Origin of the sequence: Pseudomonas palmensis, from assembly GCF_017848315.1 — a bacterium.
GTDB lineage: Bacteria > Pseudomonadota > Gammaproteobacteria > Pseudomonadales > Pseudomonadaceae > Aquipseudomonas > Aquipseudomonas palmensis.
Genome location: NZ_JAFKEC010000011.1, coordinates 50,823 through 75,574 on the forward strand (window position 1 = coordinate 50,823; position 24,752 = coordinate 75,574).

28 protein-coding genes are annotated in these 24,752 nt (G+C 63.6%); 1 reads left to right on the plus strand and 27 read right to left on the minus strand.

Going from position 1 to position 24,752, the window contains the following annotated elements:
* Nucleotides 1-15: 15 nt before the first annotated feature.
* From flhB to fleQ, 21 genes are all read right to left on the minus strand, one after another.
* Nucleotides 16-1,152 (minus strand): flagellar biosynthesis protein FlhB, encoded by a 1,137-nt coding sequence (flhB, locus tag JZZ72_RS09135; RefSeq protein WP_054915626.1) that lies wholly within the window; start codon nt 1,150-1,152, stop codon nt 16-18.
* A gap of 2 nt (nt 1,153-1,154) precedes the next feature.
* On the minus strand, nt 1,155-1,931 hold the full coding sequence (gene fliR / locus JZZ72_RS09140; protein WP_054915627.1) for a flagellar biosynthetic protein FliR: 777 nt from the start codon (nt 1,929-1,931) through the stop codon (nt 1,155-1,157).
* Between the two features lie 7 nt (nt 1,932-1,938).
* Nucleotides 1,939-2,208: a flagellar biosynthesis protein FliQ gene (fliQ, locus tag JZZ72_RS09145; RefSeq protein WP_043861818.1), complete on the minus strand. Its 270-nt coding sequence runs from the start codon at nt 2,206-2,208 to the stop codon at nt 1,939-1,941.
* 18 nt (nt 2,209-2,226) lie between these two features.
* Nucleotides 2,227-2,979: a flagellar type III secretion system pore protein FliP gene (fliP, locus tag JZZ72_RS09150; RefSeq protein ID WP_054915628.1), complete on the minus strand. Its 753-nt coding sequence runs from the start codon at nt 2,977-2,979 to the stop codon at nt 2,227-2,229.
* A complete protein-coding gene (fliO, locus tag JZZ72_RS09155; RefSeq protein ID WP_370409109.1) occupies nt 2,979-3,410 on the minus strand; it encodes a flagellar biosynthetic protein FliO in 432 nt (143 codons plus the stop codon). The genes fliP and fliO overlap by 1 nt, the downstream gene beginning before the upstream one ends.
* A gap of 24 nt (nt 3,411-3,434) precedes the next feature.
* Nucleotides 3,435-3,905 carry a flagellar motor switch protein FliN gene (fliN, locus tag JZZ72_RS09160; protein WP_043861815.1) on the minus strand — a complete coding sequence of 157 codons (471 nt, stop codon included), beginning with the start codon at nt 3,903-3,905 and terminating at the stop codon, nt 3,435-3,437.
* Between the two features lie 48 nt (nt 3,906-3,953).
* On the minus strand, nt 3,954-4,922 hold the full coding sequence (fliM, locus tag JZZ72_RS09165; protein ID WP_043861814.1) for a flagellar motor switch protein FliM: 969 nt from the start codon (nt 4,920-4,922) through the stop codon (nt 3,954-3,956).
* Nucleotides 4,923-4,931: 9 nt separating this feature from the next.
* The gene (gene fliL / locus JZZ72_RS09170; RefSeq protein WP_054915630.1) at nt 4,932-5,429 is read right to left on the minus strand and encodes a flagellar basal body-associated protein FliL; all 498 of its coding nucleotides are present in this window, start codon (nt 5,427-5,429) and stop codon (nt 4,932-4,934) included.
* A 174-nt stretch (nt 5,430-5,603) separates the two neighbouring features.
* Nucleotides 5,604-6,920 carry a flagellar hook-length control protein FliK gene (locus tag JZZ72_RS09175; protein ID WP_058542053.1) on the minus strand — a complete coding sequence of 439 codons (1,317 nt, stop codon included), beginning with the start codon at nt 6,918-6,920 and terminating at the stop codon, nt 5,604-5,606.
* Nucleotides 6,921-6,991: 71 nt separating this feature from the next.
* Nucleotides 6,992-7,357, minus strand: a complete 366-nt coding sequence (locus JZZ72_RS09180) for an Hpt domain-containing protein (RefSeq protein ID WP_043861811.1) — start codon at nt 7,355-7,357, stop codon at nt 6,992-6,994.
* Nucleotides 7,358-7,382: 25 nt separating this feature from the next.
* A complete protein-coding gene (locus JZZ72_RS09185) occupies nt 7,383-9,098 on the minus strand; it encodes a fused response regulator/phosphatase (RefSeq protein ID WP_043861810.1) in 1,716 nt (571 codons plus the stop codon).
* Nucleotides 9,095-9,400, minus strand: a complete 306-nt coding sequence (locus JZZ72_RS09190; protein ID WP_043861809.1) for an STAS domain-containing protein — start codon at nt 9,398-9,400, stop codon at nt 9,095-9,097. Before JZZ72_RS09190 ends, JZZ72_RS09185 begins: the two co-directional genes overlap by 4 nt.
* 90 nt (nt 9,401-9,490) lie before the next feature.
* Nucleotides 9,491-9,943 carry a flagellar export protein FliJ gene (gene fliJ / locus JZZ72_RS09195; protein ID WP_043861808.1) on the minus strand — a complete coding sequence of 151 codons (453 nt, stop codon included), beginning with the start codon at nt 9,941-9,943 and terminating at the stop codon, nt 9,491-9,493.
* Between the two features lie 6 nt (nt 9,944-9,949).
* Nucleotides 9,950-11,308, minus strand: a complete 1,359-nt coding sequence (gene fliI, locus JZZ72_RS09200) for a flagellar protein export ATPase FliI (protein ID WP_043861807.1) — start codon at nt 11,306-11,308, stop codon at nt 9,950-9,952.
* On the minus strand, nt 11,298-12,080 hold the full coding sequence (fliH, locus tag JZZ72_RS09205) for a flagellar assembly protein FliH (protein WP_058542054.1): 783 nt from the start codon (nt 12,078-12,080) through the stop codon (nt 11,298-11,300). Before fliH ends, fliI begins: the two co-directional genes overlap by 11 nt.
* A gap of 131 nt (nt 12,081-12,211) precedes the next feature.
* The gene (gene fliG, locus JZZ72_RS09210) at nt 12,212-13,231 is read right to left on the minus strand and encodes a flagellar motor switch protein FliG (RefSeq protein WP_043861805.1); all 1,020 of its coding nucleotides are present in this window, start codon (nt 13,229-13,231) and stop codon (nt 12,212-12,214) included.
* Nucleotides 13,224-15,002, minus strand: coding sequence for a flagellar basal-body MS-ring/collar protein FliF (gene fliF / locus JZZ72_RS09215; RefSeq protein ID WP_043861804.1), 1,779 nt, complete (start codon nt 15,000-15,002; stop codon nt 13,224-13,226). The genes fliG and fliF overlap by 8 nt, the downstream gene beginning before the upstream one ends.
* Before the next feature lie 15 nt (nt 15,003-15,017).
* Nucleotides 15,018-15,344, minus strand: coding sequence for a flagellar hook-basal body complex protein FliE (gene fliE / locus JZZ72_RS09220; protein ID WP_043861803.1), 327 nt, complete (start codon nt 15,342-15,344; stop codon nt 15,018-15,020).
* A gap of 116 nt (nt 15,345-15,460) precedes the next feature.
* A complete protein-coding gene (locus tag JZZ72_RS09225; RefSeq protein ID WP_210014309.1) occupies nt 15,461-16,840 on the minus strand; it encodes a sigma-54-dependent transcriptional regulator in 1,380 nt (459 codons plus the stop codon).
* On the minus strand, nt 16,837-18,045 hold the full coding sequence (locus JZZ72_RS09230) for a sensor histidine kinase (protein WP_054915635.1): 1,209 nt from the start codon (nt 18,043-18,045) through the stop codon (nt 16,837-16,839). The genes JZZ72_RS09225 and JZZ72_RS09230 overlap by 4 nt, the downstream gene beginning before the upstream one ends.
* 206 nt (nt 18,046-18,251) lie before the next feature.
* Entirely contained in the window at nt 18,252-19,703 is a 1,452-nt protein-coding gene (fleQ, locus tag JZZ72_RS09235) for a transcriptional regulator FleQ (RefSeq protein WP_229590457.1), read from the minus strand.
* Here fleQ and JZZ72_RS28085 point away from each other — a divergent pair.
* Nucleotides 19,617-19,805 carry a hypothetical protein gene (locus JZZ72_RS28085; protein WP_229590459.1) on the plus strand — a complete coding sequence of 63 codons (189 nt, stop codon included), beginning with the start codon at nt 19,617-19,619 and terminating at the stop codon, nt 19,803-19,805. The genes fleQ and JZZ72_RS28085 overlap by 87 nt on opposite strands.
* A gap of 94 nt (nt 19,806-19,899) precedes the next feature.
* Here the strand turns inward: JZZ72_RS28085 and JZZ72_RS09240 are convergent, their stop codons facing one another.
* From JZZ72_RS09240 to JZZ72_RS09265, 6 genes are all read right to left on the minus strand, one after another.
* Entirely contained in the window at nt 19,900-20,196 is a 297-nt protein-coding gene (locus JZZ72_RS09240) for a flagellar assembly protein FliT (protein ID WP_043861799.1), read from the minus strand.
* A gap of 9 nt (nt 20,197-20,205) precedes the next feature.
* Nucleotides 20,206-20,601: a flagellar export chaperone FliS gene (fliS, locus tag JZZ72_RS09245; protein WP_043861798.1), complete on the minus strand. Its 396-nt coding sequence runs from the start codon at nt 20,599-20,601 to the stop codon at nt 20,206-20,208.
* Nucleotides 20,602-20,734: 133 nt separating this feature from the next.
* A complete protein-coding gene (fliD, locus tag JZZ72_RS09250; RefSeq protein ID WP_078480281.1) occupies nt 20,735-22,144 on the minus strand; it encodes a flagellar filament capping protein FliD in 1,410 nt (469 codons plus the stop codon).
* Nucleotides 22,145-22,216: 72 nt separating this feature from the next.
* Nucleotides 22,217-22,582 carry a flagellar protein FlaG gene (locus JZZ72_RS09255; RefSeq protein WP_043861796.1) on the minus strand — a complete coding sequence of 122 codons (366 nt, stop codon included), beginning with the start codon at nt 22,580-22,582 and terminating at the stop codon, nt 22,217-22,219.
* A gap of 72 nt (nt 22,583-22,654) precedes the next feature.
* Nucleotides 22,655-23,503, minus strand: a complete 849-nt coding sequence (locus tag JZZ72_RS09260; protein ID WP_054915638.1) for a flagellin domain-containing protein — start codon at nt 23,501-23,503, stop codon at nt 22,655-22,657.
* Nucleotides 23,504-23,771: 268 nt separating this feature from the next.
* Nucleotides 23,772-24,713 (minus strand): ketoacyl-ACP synthase III, encoded by a 942-nt coding sequence (locus JZZ72_RS09265; protein ID WP_054915639.1) that lies wholly within the window; start codon nt 24,711-24,713, stop codon nt 23,772-23,774.
* Between the last annotated feature and the right edge of the window lie 39 nt (nt 24,714-24,752).

Here is a 24,752-nt window from a genome sequence, read left to right on the forward strand (position 1 = left end):
AAGAGCTCAAACGGTTCAGGAATCGCGGCGCAGGTCCGGCGGAATCGGCAGATCCTTGAGCGGCTCCGGCGCCTTGCCCTTGCCCGCCCGGTGCTGGCGAATCTGGTACACGTAGGCCAGCACCTGGGCCACGGCCAGGTACAGGCCGGCCGGGATCTCTTCCTCGAGCTCGGTGGAGTAGAAGATCGAACGCGCCAGCTCCGGCGATTCCAGAACCTGGATGTTGTGGGCATTGGCGATTTCGCGAATCTTCAGCGCCAGGAAATCGGTGCCCTTGGCCAGCAGCGTCGGCGCATTGCCCTTCTCGGGGTCGTACTTGAGCGCCACCGCATAGTGGGTCGGGTTGGTGATGATCACGTCGGCATCGGGGATCGCCGCCATCATGCGCCGCTGCGACATCTCGCGCTGCAACTGGCGAATACGCTGCTTGACCTCCGGCTTGCCCTCGCTGTTCTTGTACTCGTCGCGCACCTCCTGCTTGGTCATCAGCAGCTTCTTGTGCGACTGGTACAGCTGCAACGGCACGTCCACCAGGGCAATCAGCAACAGGCCGGCGGCCATCCACAGGGCACTCCAGCCCACCACCTGTACGCTGTGGATGATCGCCTGCTCCAGCGGCTCGTTGGCAATGGCCAGCAGGTCGTCACGGTCCGACGACAACACCACCAGCGCCACGATCAGGATCACGAAGAACTTCGCCAGGGCCTTGAGCAGCTCGGTCAGTGCGTTCAGGGAAAACATGCGCTTGATCCCCGACAGCGGGTTCATGCGGCTGAACTTGGGCGCCAGGGTGCCGCCGGCAAACAGCCAGCCACCCAGCGAGATCGGCCCGATGAAGGCCACGATCAGCGCCACCAGCAATACCGGCTGCAGCGCCATCAGGGCCATCTTGCCCGAGGCCAGCAAGAAGGTGCCCATCGAGCGCTCGTCGATCAGCGTGTCGCGCGACAGGGTGAAGTTGATGCGCATGATGTCCATCAGCACTTCGGCCAGGCCACCACCGAACACCAGCAGGCCACCGGCCCCGGCCAGGGTCACCACCACCGTGTTGAGCTCCTTGGAACGGGCGATCTCGCCCTTCTCGCGGGCGTCCTTCTTCTTTTTCTCCGTGGGGTCTTCTGTCTTGTCCTGACCGCTTTCGCTCTCTGCCATGCTCAGCTCGCCCTCGCCAGCTCACGCAGCCACTGCAGGGCCTCGGAGGCCAGCGCCTGGTAATGGGAAAGGATGTCGGCCAGGACAACCCAGAAAATCCCGAGCCCCAGCACCAGGGTCAACGGGAAACCGATGGAGAAGATGTTCAGCTGCGGCGCTGCACGGGTCATCACGCCGAAGGCGATGTTCACCACCAGCAGCGCGGTGATCGCCGGCAGCACCAGCAGCAGCGCCGCGCCCAGCACCCAGCTCAGCCGCCCGACCAGGTCCCAGTAGTGGTTGACCATCAGGCCGGTGCCCACCGGCAAGGTGGTGAAGCTCTCGGTGATCACCTCGAACACCACCAGGTGCCCGTTCATCGACAGGAACAGCAGCGTCACCAGCATGCTCAGGAACTGGCTGACCACCGCCACGTTGACGCCGTTGACCGGGTCGACCATGGAGGCGAAGGCCATGCCCATCTGGATGGCCACCACCTGCCCGGCCACCACGAATATCTGGAAGAACAGTTGCAGCGACAGGCCGAATACCGCACCGATGAGGATCTGCTCGGCAATCAGCAGCAGCCCGCTGAGCGACAGCGGATTGACTTCGGGCATCGGCGGCAGGCCCGGCACCACCACCACGGTGATCGCCAGGGCCAGGTACAGGCGGATACGCCCCGGCACCATCTTGGTCCCGATGATGGGCATGGTCATCAGCACAGCGGCAATGCGAAACAGCGGCAGGATGAAGCTCGCCACCCAGGTGGCGATCTGCGCATCAGTCAACTGGAGCATCGCGCGCTCAGCCGATCAACTGGGGAATGCTGCCGTACAACGACAGGATGTATTCCATGAACTTCTGCACCAGCCAGGGCCCGGCCACGATCAGCGTGATCAGCATCACCAGCAGGCGCGGCAGGAAGCTCAGGGTCTGTTCGTTGATCTGGGTGGCGGCCTGGAACATGGCCACCATCAGGCCCACCAGCAGGCTCGGTACCACCAGCACGGCCACGATCATGGTAGTCAACCACAGCGCATCGCGGAACAGGTCGACAGCAACTTCTGGGGTCATGTTGTTCTCCTCGGCGCGCTAGACGCCACCGAAACTGCCGGCCAGGGTGCCCATGATCAACGCCCAGCCATCCACCAGCACGAACAGCATGATCTTGAACGGCAGGGAGATGATCAGCGGCGACAGCATCATCATACCCATGGCCATCAGCACACTGGCCACCACCAGGTCGATGATCAGGAACGGGATGAAGATCATGAAGCCTATCTGGAACGCGGTCTTGAGTTCGGAGGTGACGAAGGCTGGTACCAGGATGGTCAACGGCGCCTCGTCCGGCGTGGCGATATCGGTACGCTTGGACAGGCGCATGAACAGGTCGAGATCGCTCTCGCGGGTCTGCGCCAGCATGAAGTCCTTGAGGGGCACCTGGGCCTTGGCCACCGCGTCCTGGGCCGACAGGGTCTCGGCCAGGTACGGCTGCAGGGCATCCTTGTTCACCCGGTCGAATACCGGCGCCATGATGAACAGGGTCAGGAACAGCGCCATGCCGGTGAGGATCTGGTTCGACGGCGTCTGCTGCAGGCCCAGGGCCTGGCGCAGGATCGAGAACACAATGATGATCCGGGTGAAGCTGGTCATCAGGATCACGAACGCCGGAATGAAGCTCAGCGCCGTCATGATCAGCAGGATCTGCAGGCTGACCGAGTACTCCTGCTGCCCATCCGCCCCGTTGGACAGGGTGATCGCCGGAATCGACAGCGGGTCGGCGGCCAGGGCCAGCGGCGCTGCGAACATCAGCAGCAGGGTCAACAGCATGCGCAATGCGCCCATCACGACTTGTCCTTTTGATCCTTGCCCAGCAGCTCCATCAGGCGCTGGGCGAATTCGGGCGTAGCCTGGCGGGCGCTGGCCGGTACCTGCACCGGCTCGGCCAGCACATGCAATGCGGTAAGGCTGCCCGGCGTATGACCGATCAGTATCTGTTCGTTGCCCACCTGCACCAGCAGCAGCCGATCACGCGGGCCGACCACGCGCGTGCCGACGATCTCGATGACCTGCTGGCCACGCGGCGTCACGTTCTGCACCCGGCGCAGCAGCCAGGCGAGAAAGAAGATCAGGCCCAGCACCAGCAACAACCCCAGCACCAGACGGCCCAACTGCCCGCTGGCACTGCCGGCTGCTGCCGTGGTCGCCGCGGCTGTCGTGGCCGCGGGCTGTGCCGCCAGTGCCAGGTCGAGCCAGAGCAGGCCGACCCCGGTCAGCCCCGCTTGCAGAAGACGCTTCACTCAGCGCAGCTTCTTGATGCGTTCGCTCGGGCTGATCACGTCGGTCAGGCGGATGCCGAACTTCTCGTTCACCACCACCACCTCGCCGTGCGCGATCAGGGTGCCGTTGACCAGCACGTCCAGCGGCTCGCCGGCCAGGCGGTCCAGCTCGATCACCGAACCCTGGTTCAGTTGCAGCAGGTTGCGGATGTTGATTTCGGTGCTGCCCACTTCCATCGAGATGCTCACCGGAATATCCAGGATCACGTCCAGGTTCGGGCCGTCCAGGGTCACTGCATCGTTGCCCTTGGGCGAGCTGCCGAATTCTTCCATCGGCAGGCGGTTGGGCGAGCCGGCACTGCTGCCGCCGTCAGCCGCCAACAGCGCGTCGATGTCGGACTGGCCGGCGTCGCCGGTCTCGCTCAGGGCTGCTGCCCACTCATCGGCCAGGGCCTGGTCTTCCATGGAGGTGATATCGTTTTCGTCAGCCATCTTGTCCTCGACGGGGCAATCAATTCGGAGTTAAAGCCAGGGTACCGATCAGCGGCGCTCGATCGGCTCGGTTACTTGCAATGCCAGTGTGCCCTTGTGCGAGCCCAACTTGGCCTTGAACGACGGTACGCCATTGGCGCGCAGTACCAGCTCGTCCGGCAGTTCGACCGGGATCACATCACCCGGCTGCATGTGCAGGATGTCGCGCAGGCGCAGCTCGCGGCGTGCCACGGTGGCGCTGATCGGCACGCTGACGTCCAGCACGTCTTCGCGCAGGGCCTTGATCCAGCGTTCGTCCTGGTCGTCCAGGTCGGACTGGAAGCCCGCGTCGAGCATTTCGCGCACCGGCTCGATCATCGAGTAGGGCATGGTCACGTGCAGGTCGCCGCCACCGCCATCGAGTTCGATGTGGAAGGTGGACACCACCACCGCCTCGCTCGGGCCGACGATGTTGGCCATGGCCGGGTTGACCTCCGAGTTGATGTACTCGAAGTTGACCGGCATGATCGCCTGCCAGGCTTCCTTGAGGTCGACGAAGCACTGGTCCAGCACCATGCGCACCACGCGCAATTCGGTGGGCGTGAACTCGCGGCCCTCGATCTTGGCGTGACGACCGTCACCGCCGAAGAAATTGTCCACCAGCTTGAACACCAGCTTGGCATCGAGGATGAACAGCGAGGTGCCGCGCAACGGCTTGATCTTCACCAGGTTGAGGCTGGTGGGCACGTACAGCGAGTGCACGTACTCACCGAACTTCATCACCTGCACGCCCCCCACTGCCACATCCGCCGAGCGGCGCAGCAGGTTGAACATGCTCACGCGGGTATAGCGGGCGAAGCGTTCGTTGATCATTTCCAGGGTCGGCATGCGCCCGCGCACGATCCGGTCCTGGCTGGTCAGGTCGTAGCTCTTGATGCTGCCGGGGTCGGCGCCGCTATCGGTTTGCACCAGCCCGTCGTCGACGCCGTGCAGCAAGGCATCGATCTCATCCTGGGACAGCAGGTCCTGCATGGCCATCTTGGGCTCCTACTGCAATACGAAATTGGTGAACAGCAACTGGTCGATCACCAGCTTGCCGACTTCTTTCTGGGCCACTTCCTGCACGCTGGCGGTGGCCTTCTGGCGCAGCATCTCCTGGCCGACCGGGGTCGCCAGGGAGTCGAACGGCTGGCCGGAAAAGAGCATCACCAGGTTGTTGCGGATCACCGGCATGTGCACTTTCAGCGCATCCAGCGCAGCCTGGTCGCGCCCCTGCATGGTGATGCTCACCTGCATGTAGCGCTGACGACCGTTCTGGTTGAAGTTGACGACGAAGGCTGGCGCCAGCGGCTCGTAGATGGCCGCAGGCCTGACGTTGCTGACGGTTGCCGGGTCGACCTGAGGTTTGCTGTCGCCCCTTTGCAGGAAGAACCAGGTGGCGCCCACCGACAAGCCGATGGCCAGCAGCAATGCCAGCACCAGCAGCAGGATCAGCTTGAGTTTGCCTTTTACGGCGGGGTCTTTCACTGCTTCGCTCTTCGCCATGCCAATAATCCGTCACTCACAAGAGGTTTGTCCCACATGGCGAGGGTTGAGCAAGTGTTATGCCAGATTTGCGGGCCACACCGGCCCGATTGAGGAAGGCGACGAACGCAGGGGCAGATTCATCCGTGAAGGGCTGGGCAGCCGCCCCGCAACCGCCCAGCCCTACCCGTGCAATCAGGCGTAGAAATCGACCGCGCTGGACCCCAGCACCACCGGTCGCTCCACCGGCTGGGCCGCCGCGTCGGCGTCGGCCTCTTCGCCGCCCGCGCCTTCATTGCGACGCGCGGCCACGCCGCTGAGCTTCGAGGTGCCGTCCTGCGAGCCCTGCTGCTGCTCGCGGGACTGGTCGGCCACGTTAACGTCAGGTTGCGCCAGGCCCTGTTCGGCGAACATTTCCTTGAGCCGGCTGGCCTGGTTTTCCAGCGCTTCGCGCACCACCACGTTGCCACTGGTGAAGGTGATCTGCGCCTGCTGCTCGGGTGTCATGTGCACGCGAATGTCCAAGCGCCCCAGCTCGGCTGGCTCCAGCTTGATTTCAGCCGACTTCAGGTTCTGGCTGGACAGGTACATCACGCGATTGACCAGGCCTTCGGTCCAGCCACCCTGGTGCATCGCCAGCGGCTGGTTCAGCGGCATCGCCACCGGCACCGCATTGGCGGTCTTGGGCGTCGCGGCCTGGGTCAGCGCGCTGAGGCGCTCGGCAAAGTCATCGACACGGGTATCGCTGGAGGCGCCCTTGAGGTCCTTCAGGCCGTCATCGAGCAGGTTGCTGAAGCCCTTCTCGCCCGGCTCGCTGTCGCCCGGATCGGCCTGACGCGGGTCGAGCATGGCCGCCAGGGTATTGACGGCAGGCTGGCCCTGGGTGGCTTCGGGTTGCGCCGTGGTCGGCTTGCTGGCATGGGCAGAGGTGGTGCCCTGGGCCTGGGCGTTCTGCTCCAGGGCCAGGCGCAATGCCGGCAGGTCCTCGAGCACGTCGCCGGCCGGGTCGAAAGCGGGTTCTTCCGGGGCCGGTGGCTGCGGCGCGACGGCCGGGGCCTGCACCTGGGCCTGCAACTGTGCGGCAGCCGCCTGCACCACTGGGGCCACCGCTTCGGCCTGAGCCTGGATCAGCTGTGCGCCGGCCTGGGCGTCAGTAACCTGACCCGCCACCAGGCTCGAATCGAGCAGTTGAAGGTCATCGGCAACTGGCGTCGACTCGTCCGATGCCGGCTTCTGTTCAGGCAATGAATTGCCGCTGTCGGCAACAGTGCGCTCCTGATCGGTCGCCGTCTTGCCGGCATTTGCCGCCACGGCTGCAACGCCCGCCTTGTCGGCATTGGGCACATCCGCCTTGGCCGGCAGCTTGTCGCGGGACTGATCGGCATACACCTTGGAGAAGCCCGCAGCCTTGTCATTGGCGACCTGGGGCACCTTTTCGGGCGCTGGCGCAGCCGTGCGCGAGGCCTTGGCCACGGCGGACGGTTGCAGCAGCGGGTTTGAAGCGACAGGCATGGGAAGGGTCTCCACTACAGAAGCGCGAACTTGAATAGCGAAGAGACTGCAAGAGTCGCGCCAGGTTTGCGCTACACAGGATGCCTGGCCGCCTGCGGCGACACGCGCTCCAACTCGGCGACATAGAAGGGACGCACTTCGAGGTACTCGCACCTGATCTGGCTGATCAGGTCCTCGATGCCGTGTGCCGGCTGCTCCATCACGCGCACTTCCAGCTGCCGACACAACTCGGCCAGGTCGGTGGCGCCCATGTTGCTGCAGCTACCCTTGAAACTGTGGGCAGCCTCACTCAGCTGCCGGGGGGAGCGGGCGTCGCGCAGTTGCACCATGCGCTTTTCGCAATCGGCCAGGAAGGTCTCCAGCAACTCGGCATACTGGCTACCCATGACCTCCCGCAACTCGCCCACTACCTTGTTATCGATACGCTGATCGGACACTTGCTCACTCCTTGATCAAGTTCAATTATGCCAGAGCCACCCAGGCGAACTCCACGCGGGCCCTGCGCCCTCCGTCGGCCCATTCGGCGTGACGGCTCAAACGCCGGATCAGGCTCAGGCCACGCCCGCACAACCGCTGCTCCAACACCGGTCGGGCCAGCACTGTACCCACATCGAAGCCACTGCCGCTATCTTCGATCTCAATCACCAGACGCCCGCCACCCGCTACGGGTTCAACCTGAAGGTGCAAGCGTATGTAACCTTCCTGCAATGCCTGCAGGCGTCGGCTGCGCTCCTGATAATAGGCGGCAAACCCCTGGGCGTCGCGCTTGAGGGCCGAGTCGAGGGCCAGCACACCGTGCTCCAGTGCATTGGTGTAGAGCTCGTTGAGCACGCTGTGCAGCGCACCGCTCTGGGGGCGCAGGCCGTGTATTTCCTGCAGTACCTGCAACAGATAGGGCAAGGGGTTGAAGCGTTTGAGGGTCTGCGCGCGAAACTCGAACGACAGCGACCAGTCCAGTGGGCTGGACTGGCCGCTGTCCGAATAGACAAGCGGCGGCGGGGCCAGTGTCTGGGGCTCGACCACACTGATCTCGAGCATGCTGACATCGTCGCGGGACTGGCCGCGAAAGTCTTCGAGCGCCTGCAGTACATCCTCGAACAGGTGCTGCGGCGCACGGTTGCGCGCAAACACCTGGCGCAGGCGTTCCACCCCGAACAGCTGCTCATCCTGGTCGCAGGTATCCACCACCCCATCGGACAGCAGGAACAGACGATCCCCCAACGCCAGCGATACCACCTCGGGGTGCTCGTCGAAACGCTCCGGCGCCAGCACCCCCAAGGGCAAGTGCCGCGACACCAGCGCCTGGGGCTCGCCACCGGCCGCGGGCAGCAGGTAGCCGTCCGGCATGCCGCCGTTCCATACCTCGGCCAGGCGCCGTTCGAAACTCAGGCTGAGCATCATTGCGCAGCAGAACATGTCGACCGGCAGGATGCGCTTGAGCTTGGCGTTCATCTCGCGCAAGGTTTCGGCCAGGCCGTAGCCCTTGGCGGTCATGCCGTAGAACACCTCGGCCAACGGCATGGCGCCCACTGCAGCCGGCAGGCCATGGCCAGTGAAGTCGCCCAGCAGCACATGCATTTCACCGGTCGGCGTGAACGCCGCCAGCAGCAGGTCGCCGTTGAACAGCGCATAGGGAGATTGCAGGTAGCGGATGTTCGGCGCATTCAGGCACCCCGAATGCGTGACCTGATCGAACACCGCCTTGGCCACCCGCTGCTCGTTGAGCAGGTGACCGTGGTGGCGCGCCAGCTCGTCGCGCTGCTCCAGCACGGTCGCCTGCAGGCGACGCAGCCGATCCATCGCCTTGATCTTGGCGGCCAGGATCACCGGGCGATAAGGCTTGGGCAGAAAGTCGTCGCCACCGGCCTCCAGGCAACGCACCAGGGCCTGCTCCTCACTCAGCGAGGTAAGAAAGATGATCGGCACCAGCGCCTGGCCAGCCATCAGCTTGATCTGGCGAGCCGCCTCGAAGCCGTCCATCACCGGCATCAGCGCGTCGAGCAGCACCAGTTGCGGACGCAGCTCGGCAAACAGCGCCACTGCCTGCGCACCATTCTCGGCCGTGATCACCGAGTGCCCCTGCTCGCGCACGATGCGCGCCAGCAACAGGCGGTCGGTGGCGCCATCTTCGGCAATCAGCACGGTCAGCGACGACTGCTCGTTCACGAGGTCGCTCAAGTGATCTCGAACAGCTTGTCGAAATTGGAGATGGCGAGGATCTTGCGAACGTCGGAGCTGGCGTTGATCACCCGTATATACGCATCGTCGCCGCCGGCGTGGTCACGCAGCAGCAGGAGCATGCCCAGGGCGGAGCTGTCGAGATAGGTGGCGTCCTTCAAGTCGACGACCACGCCCTTGGAAGGTACTGGCTCGCGCTCGTAGCATTCACGAAACGCCTGGTGCTTGCCGAAATCGAACCGTCCCTTGACCCTGATCGTCAGGCTGTTCCCATCCGGCGATAGATCGTGCTCCACGGCCATATGCTCGACTCCTTCGATCATGGCGATTGCAGACACCACAGGTTTAGCAGCCCGCCCGCCCCTGGGCAACCTGCGCCGACCAATGCCGTGCTAGAAGCGATCGTGGCGCGGCAATCGCTGGGACAATTCGTCGAGCAGCTTCTGCTCGCGCTTGTCCTCGAGCATGCGGGCTTCATCGCGGTAGCGCTGCACCAGCTTGCGCAGGCCTTCGACCCGGGCGTAGGCCTGCTGCCAGGTGGCCCGTGCGTTGTTGAGGTTGGTCTGGTGCCACACCAGGCTCTGGTGTTGCTGGGCCACGGCGGTGTCCAGCTGGCTGAGAAAGCGCTGATAGCCCAGCAGCCAGCTGCCTGAAACGCCCTGGCCGCCCTTTTCCATCCACTGGTTCTGGTACTCGCTGCGAAACTGGTCCAGTTCCCGGAGCTTGGTTTCGGCCATGCTCACCTGCTGCTGGAAATGCCCGAGGCGCTGCACGGCCTTGCGCTCGGCCTCCTCGGCCATCTCCACCACCGGCACCAGGCGCGCGGCACGACTTGGCAGGGCCATCGGTTATCAGCCCGATGCCGCTGGGGCGAAGACCGCCGCCAGTTCATCGCGGCTCTGCTCATGGCTGACGTTTTCATTGAGCCCCTGGCGCAGGTACTGCACCAGCTTGGGTTGCAGGGAAATCGCCAGGTCCGTCTCGCGGTCGCCGCCAGCCACATAGGCACCCACGCTGATCAGGTCGCGGCTTTGCGACAGGCGCGACCAGAGCTGCTTGAACTGCTGGGCCTGGGTCATCTGCTCGGGGCTGACCACCTGCGGCATGACCCGGCTGATCGAAGCCTCGATATCGATGGCCGGGTAATGCCCCTCTTCGGCCAGGCGCCGGGACAGCACGATATGGCCGTCGAGTACGCCCCGCGCGGAGTCGGCAATCGGGTCCTGCTGGTCGTCTCCTTCGGACAACACGGTGTAGAAGGCGGTGATCGAGCCACCACCGGCCTCGCCGTTGCCGGCGCGCTCAACCAGCTTGGGCAGCTTGGCGAACACAGAAGGTGGATAGCCCTTGGTGGCTGGCGGCTCGCCGATGGCCAGGGCGATTTCCCGCTGGGCCTGGGCGAAACGGGTCAGCGAATCCATCAGCAACAGTACGTTCTTGCCCTTGTCGCGAAAGTACTCGGCGATCCGCGTGCAGTACATGGCGGCGCGCAGGCGCATCAGCGGCGCATCATCGGCAGGGGATGCCACCACCACCGAACGCTTGATGCCCTCCTCGCCCAGGATGTGCTCGATGAACTCCTTGACCTCACGCCCCCGCTCACCGATCAGCCCCACCACGATGATGTCGGCCTCGGTGAAACGGGTCATCATGCCCAGCAGCACACTCTTGCCCACGCCGGTACCGGCGAACAGGCCCAGGCGCTGGCCACGGCCCACCGTCAGCAGGCCATTGATGCTGCGAATGCCCACGTCCAGCGGCTGGCTGATGGGGTCGCGGTTGAGTGGGTTGATGGTGGGGCCATCCATCGGCACCCAGTCCTCGGCCTTCATCCCGCCCTTGCCATCCAGCGCCCGGCCGGCACCGTCCAGCACGCGACCGAGCATGCTCATGCCCATCGGCAGGCGGCCGCTTTCGGCCAGCGGCACCACCCGCGCACCGGGCGCGATGCCGGCAACGCTGCCCACCGGCATGAGAAATACCCGGTCACCGGCAAAGCCCATGACCTCGGCCTCGACCTGCACCGGATGGTAGCTGTCATCGTTGATCACCAGGCAGCGGCTGCCGACGGCAGCGCGCAGGCCCTCGGCCTCCAGGGTCAGGCCGACCATGCGCAACAACCGCCCTTCCACCACCGGCTGCGCCGGCAGGCTCACGGCCTCGGCATAGGTGCCCAGGCGCTTGCCGAAGCTGGTGCGGTCAAGGCGCATCGGGCGTGGCCTCGCGGGTGCCCGGGTCGCCAGCAAGGTCGACGTGCAAGTCTGGTGCGGCAGGGTGCAGTCCCTGGTCATGCAACTGGTCGAACAACTGGGTCATGGCCTTTTCGATGCGGGTCTCGACGGTGGCGTCGATACGGCTGTGCAACGTCTCGATGCGGCAACCACCGGGCAACAGTGCGTCGTCTTCGAGCAGGCGCCAGTTTTCCTCATGACGCTCGCGCAGGGCCTTGGCCAGCTCGAAGTCCTGCGGATTGACATGAATGCGGATGTTTTCGGCGCCCATCGGCAGCAGCTTGAGGGCCTCGCGCAGCACGTGAGTGATCTGGCTGGAGTCGGTGGCCAGCTCACGCCCGATCACCTCGCGGGTGATGCGGCTGACCATGTGCACCAGGGCCTTCTCGATCTGGTTGTCCTGCTCGGCGATCGGGTCGAGCAGGTGGCCCATCAGCTGCTCCAGGCTCGCCAGCTTGGCGCTCAGGGCCACTTCGGCCTCCTGGCGGACCTTGAGCTGGGTGCTGTGAAACCCTTCGCGCTCGCCGGTGGCAAAGCCTTCGTTGTAGGCTTCCTGGCGAATGCTTTCGAGCTCTTCGAGGGTCAGCGGCTGGACTTCTTCCAGCGGCACTTCTTCGACTTCCTCGACGATTTCCGGCTCGGGTTCGGGCTCGGGTTCCGGCTCCGGGTCGAAGCTGGGCAGCGCCCAGCGGTCGAAGCCCTCGACGTCGCGGGCGGGGATCAGTTCACTCAGGTGCTCGTTGGTCGACATGATTCCACGCGTTCAATTGGGTAGGCGCCGGGGTGGTCGGCGATGCGGCCGCCAGGCACCGGCGTGTACCGCGTTGAGGCATCCGCCGGCAAGGCCGGCTCCTGTGGAGGAGCCGGAACCGGCGAACGGCTTTAGATCATTTCTTCGGCGCCCTTGCCGCCAAGCACGATCTCGCCGGCTTCGGCCATGCGCCGGGCAATGGTGAGGATCTCTTTCTGCGCCGTTTCCACGTCGCTGACCCGCACCGGGCCCTTGGCCTCGAGGTCGTCACGCAGCAGCTCGGAAGCCCGCTTGGACATGTTCTTGAAGATCTTGTCCTTGACCTTCTCGTCGGCGCCCTTGAGCGATACCACCAGCACGTCCGAGGACACTTCGCGCAACAGCGCCTGGATACCGCGGTCGTCGACATCGGCCAGGTTGTTGAAGACGAACATGAGGTCTTCGATCTGCTCGGACAGCTCGCCGTCGACGTCGCGAATCGCGTCCATCAGCTGGCCTTCGACCGAACTGTCGAGGAAGTTCATGATGTCGGCCGCGCGCTTGATACCGCCCAGGGTGGTACGTGCCGCGTTGGAGTTGCCCGAGAACTGCTTCTCCAGAATCTGGTTGAGCTCCTTGAGCGCCGCCGGCTGCACGGTGTTGAGCGAGGAGACGCGCAGGATGATGTCCAGGCGCACCTTGTGATCGAAGTTGCCCAGCACCTCACCAGCCTGGTCGGGGTCCAGGTAGGCCACCACGATGGCCTGGATCTGCGGGTGCTCGTAGCGGATCACGTCGGCCACGGCACGCGGCTCCATCCACTTCAGGCTGTCCAGGCCGCTGGTGTTGCCACCCAGCAGGATGCGGTCGATCAGGCCGTTGGCCTTGTCCTCGCCCAGGGCCTGGGTGAGCATCTTGCGGATGTAGCCGTCGGAGCCGACACCCAGGCTGGTCTGGTCGCCGACGATCTCGACGAACTCGCTCATCACCTGCTCGACCTGTTCGCGATGGACGTTGCCCATCTGCGCCATGGCCACGCCGACCCGCTGCACTTCCTTGGGACCCATGTGGCGCAACACCTGCGCCGCATCGGTTTCACCCAGCGACAGCAGCAGGATGGCCGCCTTGTCGACACGGGTCAGTTTGGCGGTAAGGGCTCGATTATCACTCATCGGCGTTGATCCACTCTTTCACGACCTGGGCCACACGACCCGGGTCTTCGGCCACCAGGCTCTTGATTGCGTTCAGCTGAGCGTCGTAACCCTCGCTCGGGCTAGGCAACAGAATGCTTTGCGGACCACCCAGGCTGACGCGGTCGTTGGCCAGATCGCCATCCAGACCGAGCATGCCGCCCAGTTCCATGTCGCCATCGGCACCGGCGCCCTGCTTGCCGTTGCCGGTGATGTTGTTGAGCACCGGGCGCAGCACGCCGAACACCAGCACCAGGATGAACAGCACGCCCATGACCTGCTTGATGATGTCCCAGAACCACGGTTGCTGGTAGAACGGAATCTCGGTGAACACTTCGCCACGGTCGGCGGCGAATGGCACGTTGATCACGCTGACGCTGTCACCGCGGCTGGCATCGAAGCCGACGGCGTCCTGCACCAGGCGCGTGAAGCGCGCCAGGTCTTCGGCCCCCCATGGCGCGCGGGTCGACTCGCCAGTGGCCGGGTCGAGCTTGACCTGGTCGTCGACCACCACCGCGACCGACAGGCGGCTCAGGCGCCCCTGCTGCTGGCGGGTGTGGCTGATGGAACGGTCCAGTTCGAAGTTCTTGGTCGACTGCTGACGCTTGTCGGCCGGGTACGGTGCGAGCATCGGCTGGCCGGTGGCCGGGTCCATGATCTGCTGGCCGTTGGCGTCCAGCAGCGGCTGGCCTGGTTGCACCATGCCCGCGGCAGCCTGTGCCTGACCGGTCTGCTGTGGCGCAGTGGCCGGGCCGGGTGGCTGGTTGCTCAGGGCACCAGGCACGCCCTGCGGGCCCATGCTGCTGGAGCGTTGTTCGTTCACCGACTGCTCGCTGCGCAAGGCAGGCTGGTCGGGGTTGAACTGTTCGGAGGTGGACTCGACCGCACTGAAGTCGACGTCGGCGGAGACTTCGGCCTTGTAGCGGTCGTTGCCCAGCACCGGCAACAGAATGTTGTGCACGCGCTGGGTGAGCATGCCTTCCATGCGGCGGCTGTAGTCGAACTGCTTGCCGGCCATGGTCAGCTCGGAGTTCTCGCCCTGGTCGGACAGCAGGTTGCCCTTCTGGTCGACCACGGTCACCTGGGACTTGTTCAGTTCCGGAACGCTGGACGCCACCAGGTTGACGATGGCCGCCACCTGGCCGGGCTCGAGGCCACGCCCCGAATACAGCTCGACCAGTACCGAGGCACTGGGCTTGCGCTCGTCGCGCACGAACACCGAGCTTTTCGGAATGGCCAGGTGCACGCGGGCACCCTTGACGTTGTTCAGGCTGGAGATGGTACGCGCCAGCTCACCTTCCAGGCCGCGACGATAACGGGTGGCCTCCATGAACTGGCTGGTGCCCAGCCCCTGCTCCTTGTCGAGCAGTTCGAAGCCGACGTTGCCGTCGCCTGGCGCCACGCCGGCCGCGGCAAGTTTCAGGCGCGCACGGGAGAGGTCTTCGGACTTGACCAGCAGCGCCCCGGAGCTGGGCTCGACGTTGTAGGCGATGTCGGCAGCGGACAGGGTGTCCATGACCTGCTTGGTGTCCATGCCGGCAAGGCTTGGGTACAGCGGGCGGTAATCGGGCTGCTGCGACCACAGCACCACGGCAAAGCCGATCGCCACGCTCGCCGCCAACCCGACCAGCAGGCCGACCTGACGCAGCATGGGCATCTCTGCGATGTTTTCCAGAAAGGACATGCCGAACAGCGGCGGCTTGGGCGCCGGGCTGCCTTTGGCGGGCACGTTATCAACGACTGCTTCGGCCATGACTCAATCTCGCCCTTATACCGGCATCTGCATGATGTCTTGATACGCCTGCACCAGCTTGTTGCGCACCTGGGTCAAGGCCTGGAACGACACGCTGGCCTTCTGCGAGGCGATCATCACGTCGGTAAGGTCGACGCCGCTCTTGCCGATCTCGAAGGCGTTGGCCAACTGGGTGGACGCCTGCTGGGTATCGCTGACCTTGTTGATGGCCTGGCCAAGCATGTCGGCAAAACCGCTCGAGCCAAGCTCTGGCGCAGGGGCAGCCTTCGACATCGACATGGCGTCCGCCTGCATGGCCCGCATGTCCAACATCAATCGATTAAATTCAACACCTTGGCTCATTGACTCTTCTCTCCGACGACCCGCATTTTTTTGACACTACGCAGCGGACAGGCAGAACTTAGCAACAAGAGTGCCAGCTCTACCCACAGGACCAACAAAAACGACCGGTTACGGCGTCACACGCCGCTGGCGTAGAGACTCGCCTCCACATCCAGGCCGGCATCACGCATCTGTGCCAGCTTGTAGCGCAAGGTGCGCGGGCTGATGCCCAGACGCTCGGCAGCCTCCTTGCGGCGCCCGCGCTCGGCGCGCAGGGTATCGATGATCATCTGGAACTCGTGGCGGCGCAGATCATCCCCCAGCCCGGCTGGCTCGGACGGCTCGGCCAGCACCGGCTCTACGGGCGATGCCGCCAGCAGCGGCAGCACCCCGGCCAGGCAGAAGTCCGCCGCCTCGATCACCCCGCCCTGCTGCAGGATCAGCGCCCGCTGGATGGCGTTGTCCAGCTCGCGCACGTTACCCGGCCACGGATAGCCTTGCAGGCAGGCCTGGGCCTGGGCCGACAGGCGCACGGGGGCATGCTTCATTTTATTGACGTGTCGCGCCAGCAGACGCTCGGCCAGCGGCAGAATGTCGGCGCTGCGCTCGCGCAGCGGTCGCCAGGCCAGCGGGAACACAGACAGACGATAGAACAGGTCTTCGCGAAACCGCCCCGCCGCCACTTCGCCGGCAAGGTCGCGGTTGGTGGTGGCGACCACGCGGATGTCCAGCGCGATCGGCTTGCGCCCGCCTACCCGCTCGACCTCGCGCTCCTGCAGCACTCGCAGCAGCTTGGCCTGCAGCCCCAGCGGCATTTCGGAAATCTCGTCGAGCAGCAGTGTGCCACCGTCGGCCTGCTCGAACTTGCCTGGCTGGGCGGCTATCGCCCCGGTGAACGAGCCCTTTTCATGACCGAACAACGTGGCTTCGAGCATGTTGTCGGGGATGGCGGCGCAGTTGATGGCCACGAATGGCTGGTCGGCACGCAGGGACTGCTGGTGAATGTAGCGCGCCAGCACCTCCTTGCCGGTGCCCGATTCGCCGGAAATCAGCACGGTGGAATCACTGCGCGCCACCCGCGCGGCCAGTTCGAGCAACTGCGCACTGGCAGGCTCGCGCGCCACCGGACCGTCGGCGTCCGCGCCGCTGGCAACGCCCAGGGCATGACGGGCCACCAGGTCGAGCAATGCGCGTGGCTCGAAGGGCTTGACCAGATAGTCCGCAGCGCCCTGGCGCATCGCATCCACTGCACGCTCAACGGCGGCGTGCGCGGTCATCAGCAGCACCGGCAACTGCGGCTGGCGGGCCCGCAACGCGGCCAGCAACTGGTGGCCGTCCATTCCCGGCATGTTGACGTCGCTGACCACCAGGCTGAAGGGCTGACTGGCCGTCACTTCCAGCGCTTCTTCGGCCGAGCCCACTGCATGATAGGCAAAACCGCCCAGCTCCAGGGTATCGGCCAGGGCCTGGCGCAGTACGCGGTCATCCTCGACCAGCAGAACCTTGATCGCCCTCATGCCGTTGCCTCCAGCGGTGCGCCGATCAGCGGCAGGGTCACCAGCGCGCAGGTACCGCGCCCGGGGCGCGAGCGCAGCTGCACGGTGCCCTGGTGTGCTCGGGCAACCGCCATCACCACCGCCAGGCCAAGCCCGGTGCCAGTGGCCTTGGTGGTCAGGAACGGCTCGCCCAGCCGCGCCAGCAATGCACTGTCGATGCCCGGCCCGGCATCGCTGATGCACAGGCGCAGGCTCTGCCCGCGACGATACAGGTGTACCTTGAGCCGAGCAGCGCCGGGCGCGGCCTGCAGGGCGTTTTCAATGAGATTGAGCAACGCCCCCACCAGGGTGTCGCGGTTGCACAGCAATTCACCCAGGTGGCTGTCGCACTGCCAGCGCACAGCATGCCCCTGTACATGTACCTGCGCGGCCTGCTGCAGCGCCTGGAACAACGCCTTGGGGGTCACGCGGTCGGTCAGCGGCAGTTCGCCGCGGGCGAACACCAGCATGTCGCGTACCTGGTGCTCGAGTTCGTGCAGACGCTCCTTGAGGCTGCCGGCAAAACGCTGACGGGTGTCCAGCGGCAGGTCCTGCTCGGCCAGGTGACTGGCATACAGCAAGGCGGCCGACAGTGGCGTGCGGATCTGATGCGCCAGCGAGGCCACCATCCGCCCCAGGGTCGACAGGCGCTCGTGCCGCGCCAGCTGGCTTTGCAGGTGGCGGGTTTCGGTGAGATCGGTCAACAGCACCAGCTGGCCCGGCTCGGCATCCAGCGAGCGGGTAGCGATCGACAGGCGGCGACCATCGCGCAGCGACACTTCGTGGCCGTCGTCCTCGCGCGGCGCAAAGCTGCGGGCGATCACCTGACGCCACAGCTCGCCCACCAGCGGCTGGCCCAGCAGTTCGACGGCGGCCGGGTTGGCCTCGCGCACGCGGCCCTGGCCGTCGATCACGATCACCCCGCCGGGCAACAGCGACAGCAGGTTCTGCAGGCGGTTGGCCAGTCGCTCCTTCTCCGCCAGCTCCGCCATGCGCTGCGCACTGACCACGGCCAACTCCCCCTTGAGCTCGGTGACACGGGCCTCGAGCAGGTTGTAGGACTGGCTCAGCTGGGTCGACACCTGGTCGAACAGGGCAAACGCCTGCTCGAGCCCCTGACGACTCTGCTGTTCGGCGGCGTCAGAACGCCTGGGCTCGGCGGCGGGGATGTGGGCGGCGTGGGGCATGGGTTGCTCTCTCGCATGGCTCACCGTCATAAAACGGTATGTTGCCAGCGGTATAGCAATAGACGTGCCGGATACTTTGACGGGGGGTTGCCAGCAGCAGCGGCGCGCCGCCCAAAGCCAGCAAGGGCAGGCTTTACAGCCCTGTGGAAAATAGGGGTATTGCGTTCGGCAGGCCCCGGTCGGGACCTGCCGGCAGGAAGCAGGCGTCAATCCTCCGCCTGTTCGTCTCCATCGCGACGGCTCATGCCGTACTTGCGCATTTTTTCCACCAGCGTGGTGCGGCGGATGCGCAGGCGCTCCGCGGCACGCGCCACGATACCGTTGGCATCGTCCAGCGCCTGCTGGATCAGGCCCTGCTCGAGGCTGCCCAGGTAGTCCTTGAGGTCGAGACCTTCGGGCGGCAACATCGCATGGTTGCTGAAATTGGGCGTATGGCCGTTGATTGCCACGCGCTCTTCCAGGTCCGAGCGCAGGCTGTCGACCAGTTGCTCGTCTTCATCATCGACGTAGCGGAACTTCTTCGGCAGCTCGGACACGCCGATCACGCCATACGGGTGCATGATCGCCATGCGCTCCACCAGGTTCGCCAGCTCGCGCACGTTGCCCGGCCAGCCATGGCGGCACAGCGACATGATCGCGGCGGAATTGAAGCGGATCGACCCCCGCTTCTCGTGCTCCATGCGCGAGATCAACTCGTTCATCAGCAGCGGAATGTCTTCGACCCGCTCACGCAGCGGGGCCATCTCGATCGGGAACACATTGAGGCGGTAGTACAGGTCTTCGCGAAAGCTGCCCACCTCGATCATGCTCTCGAGGTTCTTGTGAGTGGCGGCGATGATGCGCACATCGATGCTCTGGGTCTTGTTGCTACCCACACGCTCGAAGGTGCGCTCCTGCAGCACGCGCAGCAGCTTGACCTGCATCGGCAGCGGCATGTCGCCGATTTCGTCGAGGAACAGGGTGCCGCCATTGGCCAGCTCGAAACGCCCGGCACGGCTGGTGATGGCGCCGGTGAACGCCCCCTTCTCGTGACCGAACAGTTCGCTTTCGAGCAGCTCGGCCGGGATCGCGCCGCAGTTGACCGGCACAAACGGCGCTTCACGGCGCTTGGAATGGTAGTGCAGGTTGCGCGCGACCACTTCCTTGCCCGTACCCGACTCGCCGAGGATCAGCACGCTGGCGTCGGTGTCGGCCACCTGCTGCATCATCTGGCGCACATGCTGGATGGCGCGGCTGGTACCGACCAGGCTACGGAACAGGTTGGGCTCACGCTGACGACCGCGCTCGCGGGCCTGGTCGTACATCTCGCGATAGACCTGGGCACGGTGCAGCGAATCGAGCAGCTTGCTGTAGCTGGGCGGCATCTCCAGGTTGGAAAGCACCCGGCGGCGCAGGTCCTCGGGCAACTCGGCAGAAGATATTTCACCCAACAGCAATACCGGAAGGAACTCATCCCAGGCAGCCACGGTCTTAAGCAAGCCCAAAAGGCTTGCCGGAGCGTTCACGGTGCCGACCAGGACACAGAGTACTTCACGGCTGGATGACAACGACTGAACGACCTGCTGCCAATCGTGGCTGGAGCAGGAAAGATTTTCTTCGCCAAGAAAATTCAGCACCACCGCCAGGTCGCGGCGGCGAGCGTCATCGTCATCGATCAGGAGAATTTTGGTTTCACGCCACATGCAATCGAAACTTCCCTAGTCAACTCGACACCCAATGTGGGCATGCTCGACATCCATTCCGACTGGAGCGGTCAGTGATCGGACGTCTGAAATTAGAAAACAGCCACTAGTTAAGTCAAAAAATCGTACACAGTCAAATTTATGGCGCACTGCATTTTCGAACCGTCCAGCGTCAGCTGAACAGATGGTATACCTTTGCGGCGTTTTTCGCTTGGCGGATCTGCGTCATCTCGTCGACTATTGTTTGACGTTCACCACTTGCAACATCAATTAGTTGGCGGTAGACGTCGAGCAATTCCTCAAGACTGGTGCGCAGAACCTGTTCGTTGGTCGATGCCTCGGCCAGTACGTCCTCGACGCAAACACGGCAGCTCAGGTCCAGTTCGGTGATCGTTTCCCAGTCGCGGCTGGCCAATGCCCCGAGCAGGGCTTCGCGGGTTTGTTCGATACGTTCGAGCACGGCACTCATGGCGTTCTCCTAGACGTCGGCGACCTGATCGCCGATCGCGTCCCAACCTTCCTTGACGGTAATCAGCAGGCGTGCGACTTCATTGAGGATCTCCGGGTCGTTCTGCACGTTGGCCTCGACCAGGCGCCTGCTCATGTAGGCGTACAGCCCATCGATGTCGGCCAGTGCCTCGGCCTGGTTTTCGAGGTCGAGCCCTTCGCGCAGACCGCCGATGATCCCGATGGCCTTGCCGATCAGGATGCCCTTCTGGGCCAGGTCATTGCGCGCGATTGCACCTTTGGCCTGCGCGATGCGATCCAGCCCGCCCTGCATGAGCATCTGCACGAGACGGTGCGGGCTGGCCTCGGAGGTCTGCGCCACGCCGTTGACTTTCTGGTACTGCCGAAGGGCCAACATAGGGTTCATGTTCTACCTCGTAACAAACGAAAAGGTTCATATACCGCCTGTATCGCCTGCGGGTCAAAAAACTTTAACCCCGAAAACGAAAAGCCCGGAGCACCCGAAGGGGTGCTGCCGGGCTTTTTTGCGGCCCCTGCTATCAGGAGTTCTTCTGCTGCGCTTCGATCGAGGCGAACATCGAGGCAATGTTCTTGCGCTGCGCCTCGAGCTTGCCGACCAGGGTATCCATGGCCACGTAGCGTTTGGTCAGCGACTCGGTCAGCGACGCAATGCGCCGATCCAGGGCCTCCTGCTGGTTCTCGAGGTCTTTCTGCAGCCTGTCCAGGCCGTTCTTTCGCGAGTCGAGAATGCCACCGGTCTGCAGGTACGGTTCGATCGCCTTGTTCATGTGCGCGAACACGCCATTCTTGCCGGTGAAAAGCTCCTGCACGTCGGCACCGAGCTTCTTGTCCTTCATCGCTGCGTCGTACTTGACGGAGTTGAACTCGAGGGTACCGTCCTTCTGGGTGTTGATACCCAGCTGGCTGAGGGTGGTCAGGCGGGTACCGTCCGACTCGGTCGCCAATTGGCTGCGCAGGTCGCTCAGCAGCGAACGGGTGGTCGGGTCGTTGGTCAACGGGCCCAGCACGGTGTTGCCATCGGCATCCTTGCTCACGGAGGTCAGGTTGGTGACCGCCTTGATCAGGGTGTTATAGGCATCGACATAGGCCTGCACCGATTTTTTCAGGCCATCGGTGTTCTCACCCACCGTAACCTGTACAGCCTTGCTGGCGTCGGGGCCGGTTGCCTGAAGCAGGTCCAGGCTGATGCCACTGATGGCACCGGTGACGGTATTGCTCTTGCTCGTGACCGGCAGGCCGTCGACGTACAGTTTTGCGTCCTTGGCCGGCTCACCGATGTAGCCGGCACCGTCACCATCCATCTTCTCGCCCGGCGCGATCTTGAGCGCGTCGATGGTGCCGTCGACGGAAATGTCCGTACCCTCACCGGTCTTGGTCGAACTGAACACCAGGCGCGAACCGTCTGCACCATTGACCAGGTTGGCAGTGATGCCTTTCTCGGACAGCGACGAGTTGATGGTGTCGCGCACGGACTGCAAGGTTGCACCAGGGCCGACCTTGACGGTGTGGGTGACACCGTCCTGGGTAATCAGCAGGTCACCTTCGGGAATCGGCGTGGTGGCGCCGGTGTCGAAGTTCTGGCTGGCCACCTTGGACGAGGTGGCCAGGTTGTCGACACGGATCGTGTAGGTACCAGGCACCGCGGTATTGTTAGAGGTTGCCTTGATCGCGGCGTCGTTGCTGGACGTTGCCGCATAGGCATTGAACGACGGCGCGAGGGGATCATTGAGCTTCTTCATCGCCGCCTGATAGACAGACAGCGCGCTCTTGAGCGATGCGACACCAGAAAGCATGGCCGAGTTGTTGGCAGTCTGGCGTTTGATCTGGTTGGCTTTCGGATCGGTTTCAGACGCCACCAGCGTGCTGACGATCTTGTTGATATCGACCCCAGAACCCAGACCGGTGCCCGGTAAAATTGAACTCGCCATTGCTATTCCCTCTTGGTTGCGCGCCGCCCCTAGCCGATCAAGGCTAGCGAACGTGCTGCTCGGACGCCAGCATCAGACCTTGGCGTTGAACAGCAGGCTGTTAACATCGCTCAGACTGTGGGCAATTCTCAACGCCTCTTCCGAAGGAAGTTGGCGGATCAGCTCACCGGTTTCACTGGCGATGACTTTAACTACAATTCGGCCGGATTCTTCATCCGTGGAAAATTCGAGATTGCGACGCGACGAGGCGAGAAACTTCTCGATGTCCTTGAGCGCGTTCTTGACCTTCTCAGCTTCGGTCAGGCCGCTGTCGGCGCTTTCCTTCGCTGGCTTGATGGATTCGACAGCCTCCACGGGCTTGACCGCAGGGCGCTCGGTGGGCTGCTCCACAGGCTTTGCAGCCTGGTAGGACAGGTTCAGCTTGACGCTCATATCCATGCCAACCACCTCTCAATGCAAAAGGCGGGGGAGCGCCACAGGTGCACTCCCCCGCCGATAACCATCAGGCGATTACTGAAGCAGTTTCAGTACGGCGGATGGCAGCTGGTTGGCCTGGGCCAGAACCGAAGTCGAAGCTTGTTGCAGAGTCTGCTGCTTGGTCAGCTGAGCGGTCTCGGCAGCGAAGTCGGTATCTTGTACACGACCACGGGCAGCGTCGGCGTTTTCGTTGATGTTCTGCAGGTTGTTGATGGTGCTGGTCAGACGGTTCTGAACGGCACCCAGTGCAGCACGGCCTTCACCGATGGTCTTGACCGCAGCATCGATCGCGTCCATTGCAGCCGAGAAGTTGGTCTCGGCAGTGGCGCTGTCGCTACCGGCGATGGTGATGGCGTTGGTGATACCCAGGTCGCTGGCCAGGTACTTGCCGGTCAGGTCGATGCTGATCTGGTTGATGCCACCGGTTTCCGAACCGACCTGGAAGGTCATGGTGCTGGCGGAACCGTCCAGCAGGTTCTTGCCGTTCAGCTGGGTGGACTGAGCGATACGGGTCAGCTCGTCACGCATCTGAGCGAACTCGGAGTTCAGCGAGTCACGGTTGTCCGAATCGTTCGAGTCGTTTCGCGATTGCAGAGCCAGTTCACGCATACGCTGCAGGATGTTGACCTGCTCTTGCATCGCGCCTTCAGCGGTCTGGGCGATCGAGATACCGTCGTTGGCGTTTTTGATTGCCATGGTCTGACCGCGGATCTGCGAGGTCATACGGGTAGCGATCTGCAGGCCAGCGGCGTCGTCTTTGGCGCTGTTGATTTTCAGGCCGGAAGACAGGCGAGTCATCGAGGTGCTCAGGGCGTCGGAAGCGCGGTTCAGGTTTTTCTGAACGTTCAGCGACGTGACGTTGGTGTTTACGGTTAATGCCATGACGAATTCCTCGTTTGTGGGTATTGCGGCTTCCGGCCCTGGCAAGCGCCGGGTGTGGCCTAGAGAACCTTCGTAATAGTTATCGTCGTCTGTGCAGGTTGCTTTAGGGGTTTTTTGAAAATTTTTACTGGCACCCTGCCACTCCAATGAAATCAAGGGTTTGACGCCAGCTTTATGGCCCCTGCGGCACAGCCTTGGTTGTGGCATACCGCAAAGGCAAAAAAAAGCGCCACCTTCAAGGCAGCGCTTCTGTAGACGGGAGGTCGGTTCAGTCCCGACGCTCGATGATTGCCGAGCCCCACGACAGGCCCACGCCAAAACCGCTCAAGGCCACACGCCTGTGCTGGGTGCCCAGTACGTGCTTTTCCAGCAGCAACGGAATGCTCGAGGACACCGTGTTGCCGGTCTCGACCATGTCCTTGACGAATTTCTCGATGGTTTCGGGCTTGTCTTCCTCGAAGCGGCGCGCCACGGCATCGACGATTGCCGCACTGCCCTGGTGAATGCAGAACAGGTCGATGTCGTTGGCCCCCAGGTTGCTCGCCTCGAGCAACTGACGCAGGTGCGCAGGTACCTTGAGCAACGCGAAGTTGAACACCTGGCGACCGTTCATGAAGAACACCCCGTCATTCACCTTCAGGTGCTCTGCGCCGCCACCGTCGGTGCCAAAGCTCGATTTGCCCAGTTGCCAGGCCGCGTCCTCGCCCATCCAGGTGACCGTGGCAGCATCACCGAACAGCATGGTGGTGTTGCGATCTTCCGGATCGACGATCTTGGAATAGGGATCGGCGGTGATCAGCAGGCCGTTCTTCAGCCCCGCCGCCTCCATGAAGCCCTTGATGGCATAAAGGCCGTAGACGTAACCGGAACAGCCCAGGGAAATGTCGAAGGCCGCCACATGGGTGGGCAAGCCAAGCTTGTGCTGGACGATCGCGGCAGTGTGCGGCAACCCTTCGGCGTCGCCGTTCTGGGTGACCACGATGAGCACATCGATCGACTCCGGGGACAACGAAGGATTGGCAGCGAACAGGACCTTGGCGGCCTCTACACACAAGTCCGAGGTCTCCTGACCTGCCTCCTTGCGCGGCAGAAAGGTCGAACCGATCTTGCCCAGAATGAAGTCCTGATCCTTGCCGAATTTCGCACCCTGGGCGTAATTGTTCAGACCCTCGACAGGTACGTAACTCGCGATACTTTTGATGCCAATCATTGTGGCTTCCCGATAGATATGCGGATTTTCACGGGCCTC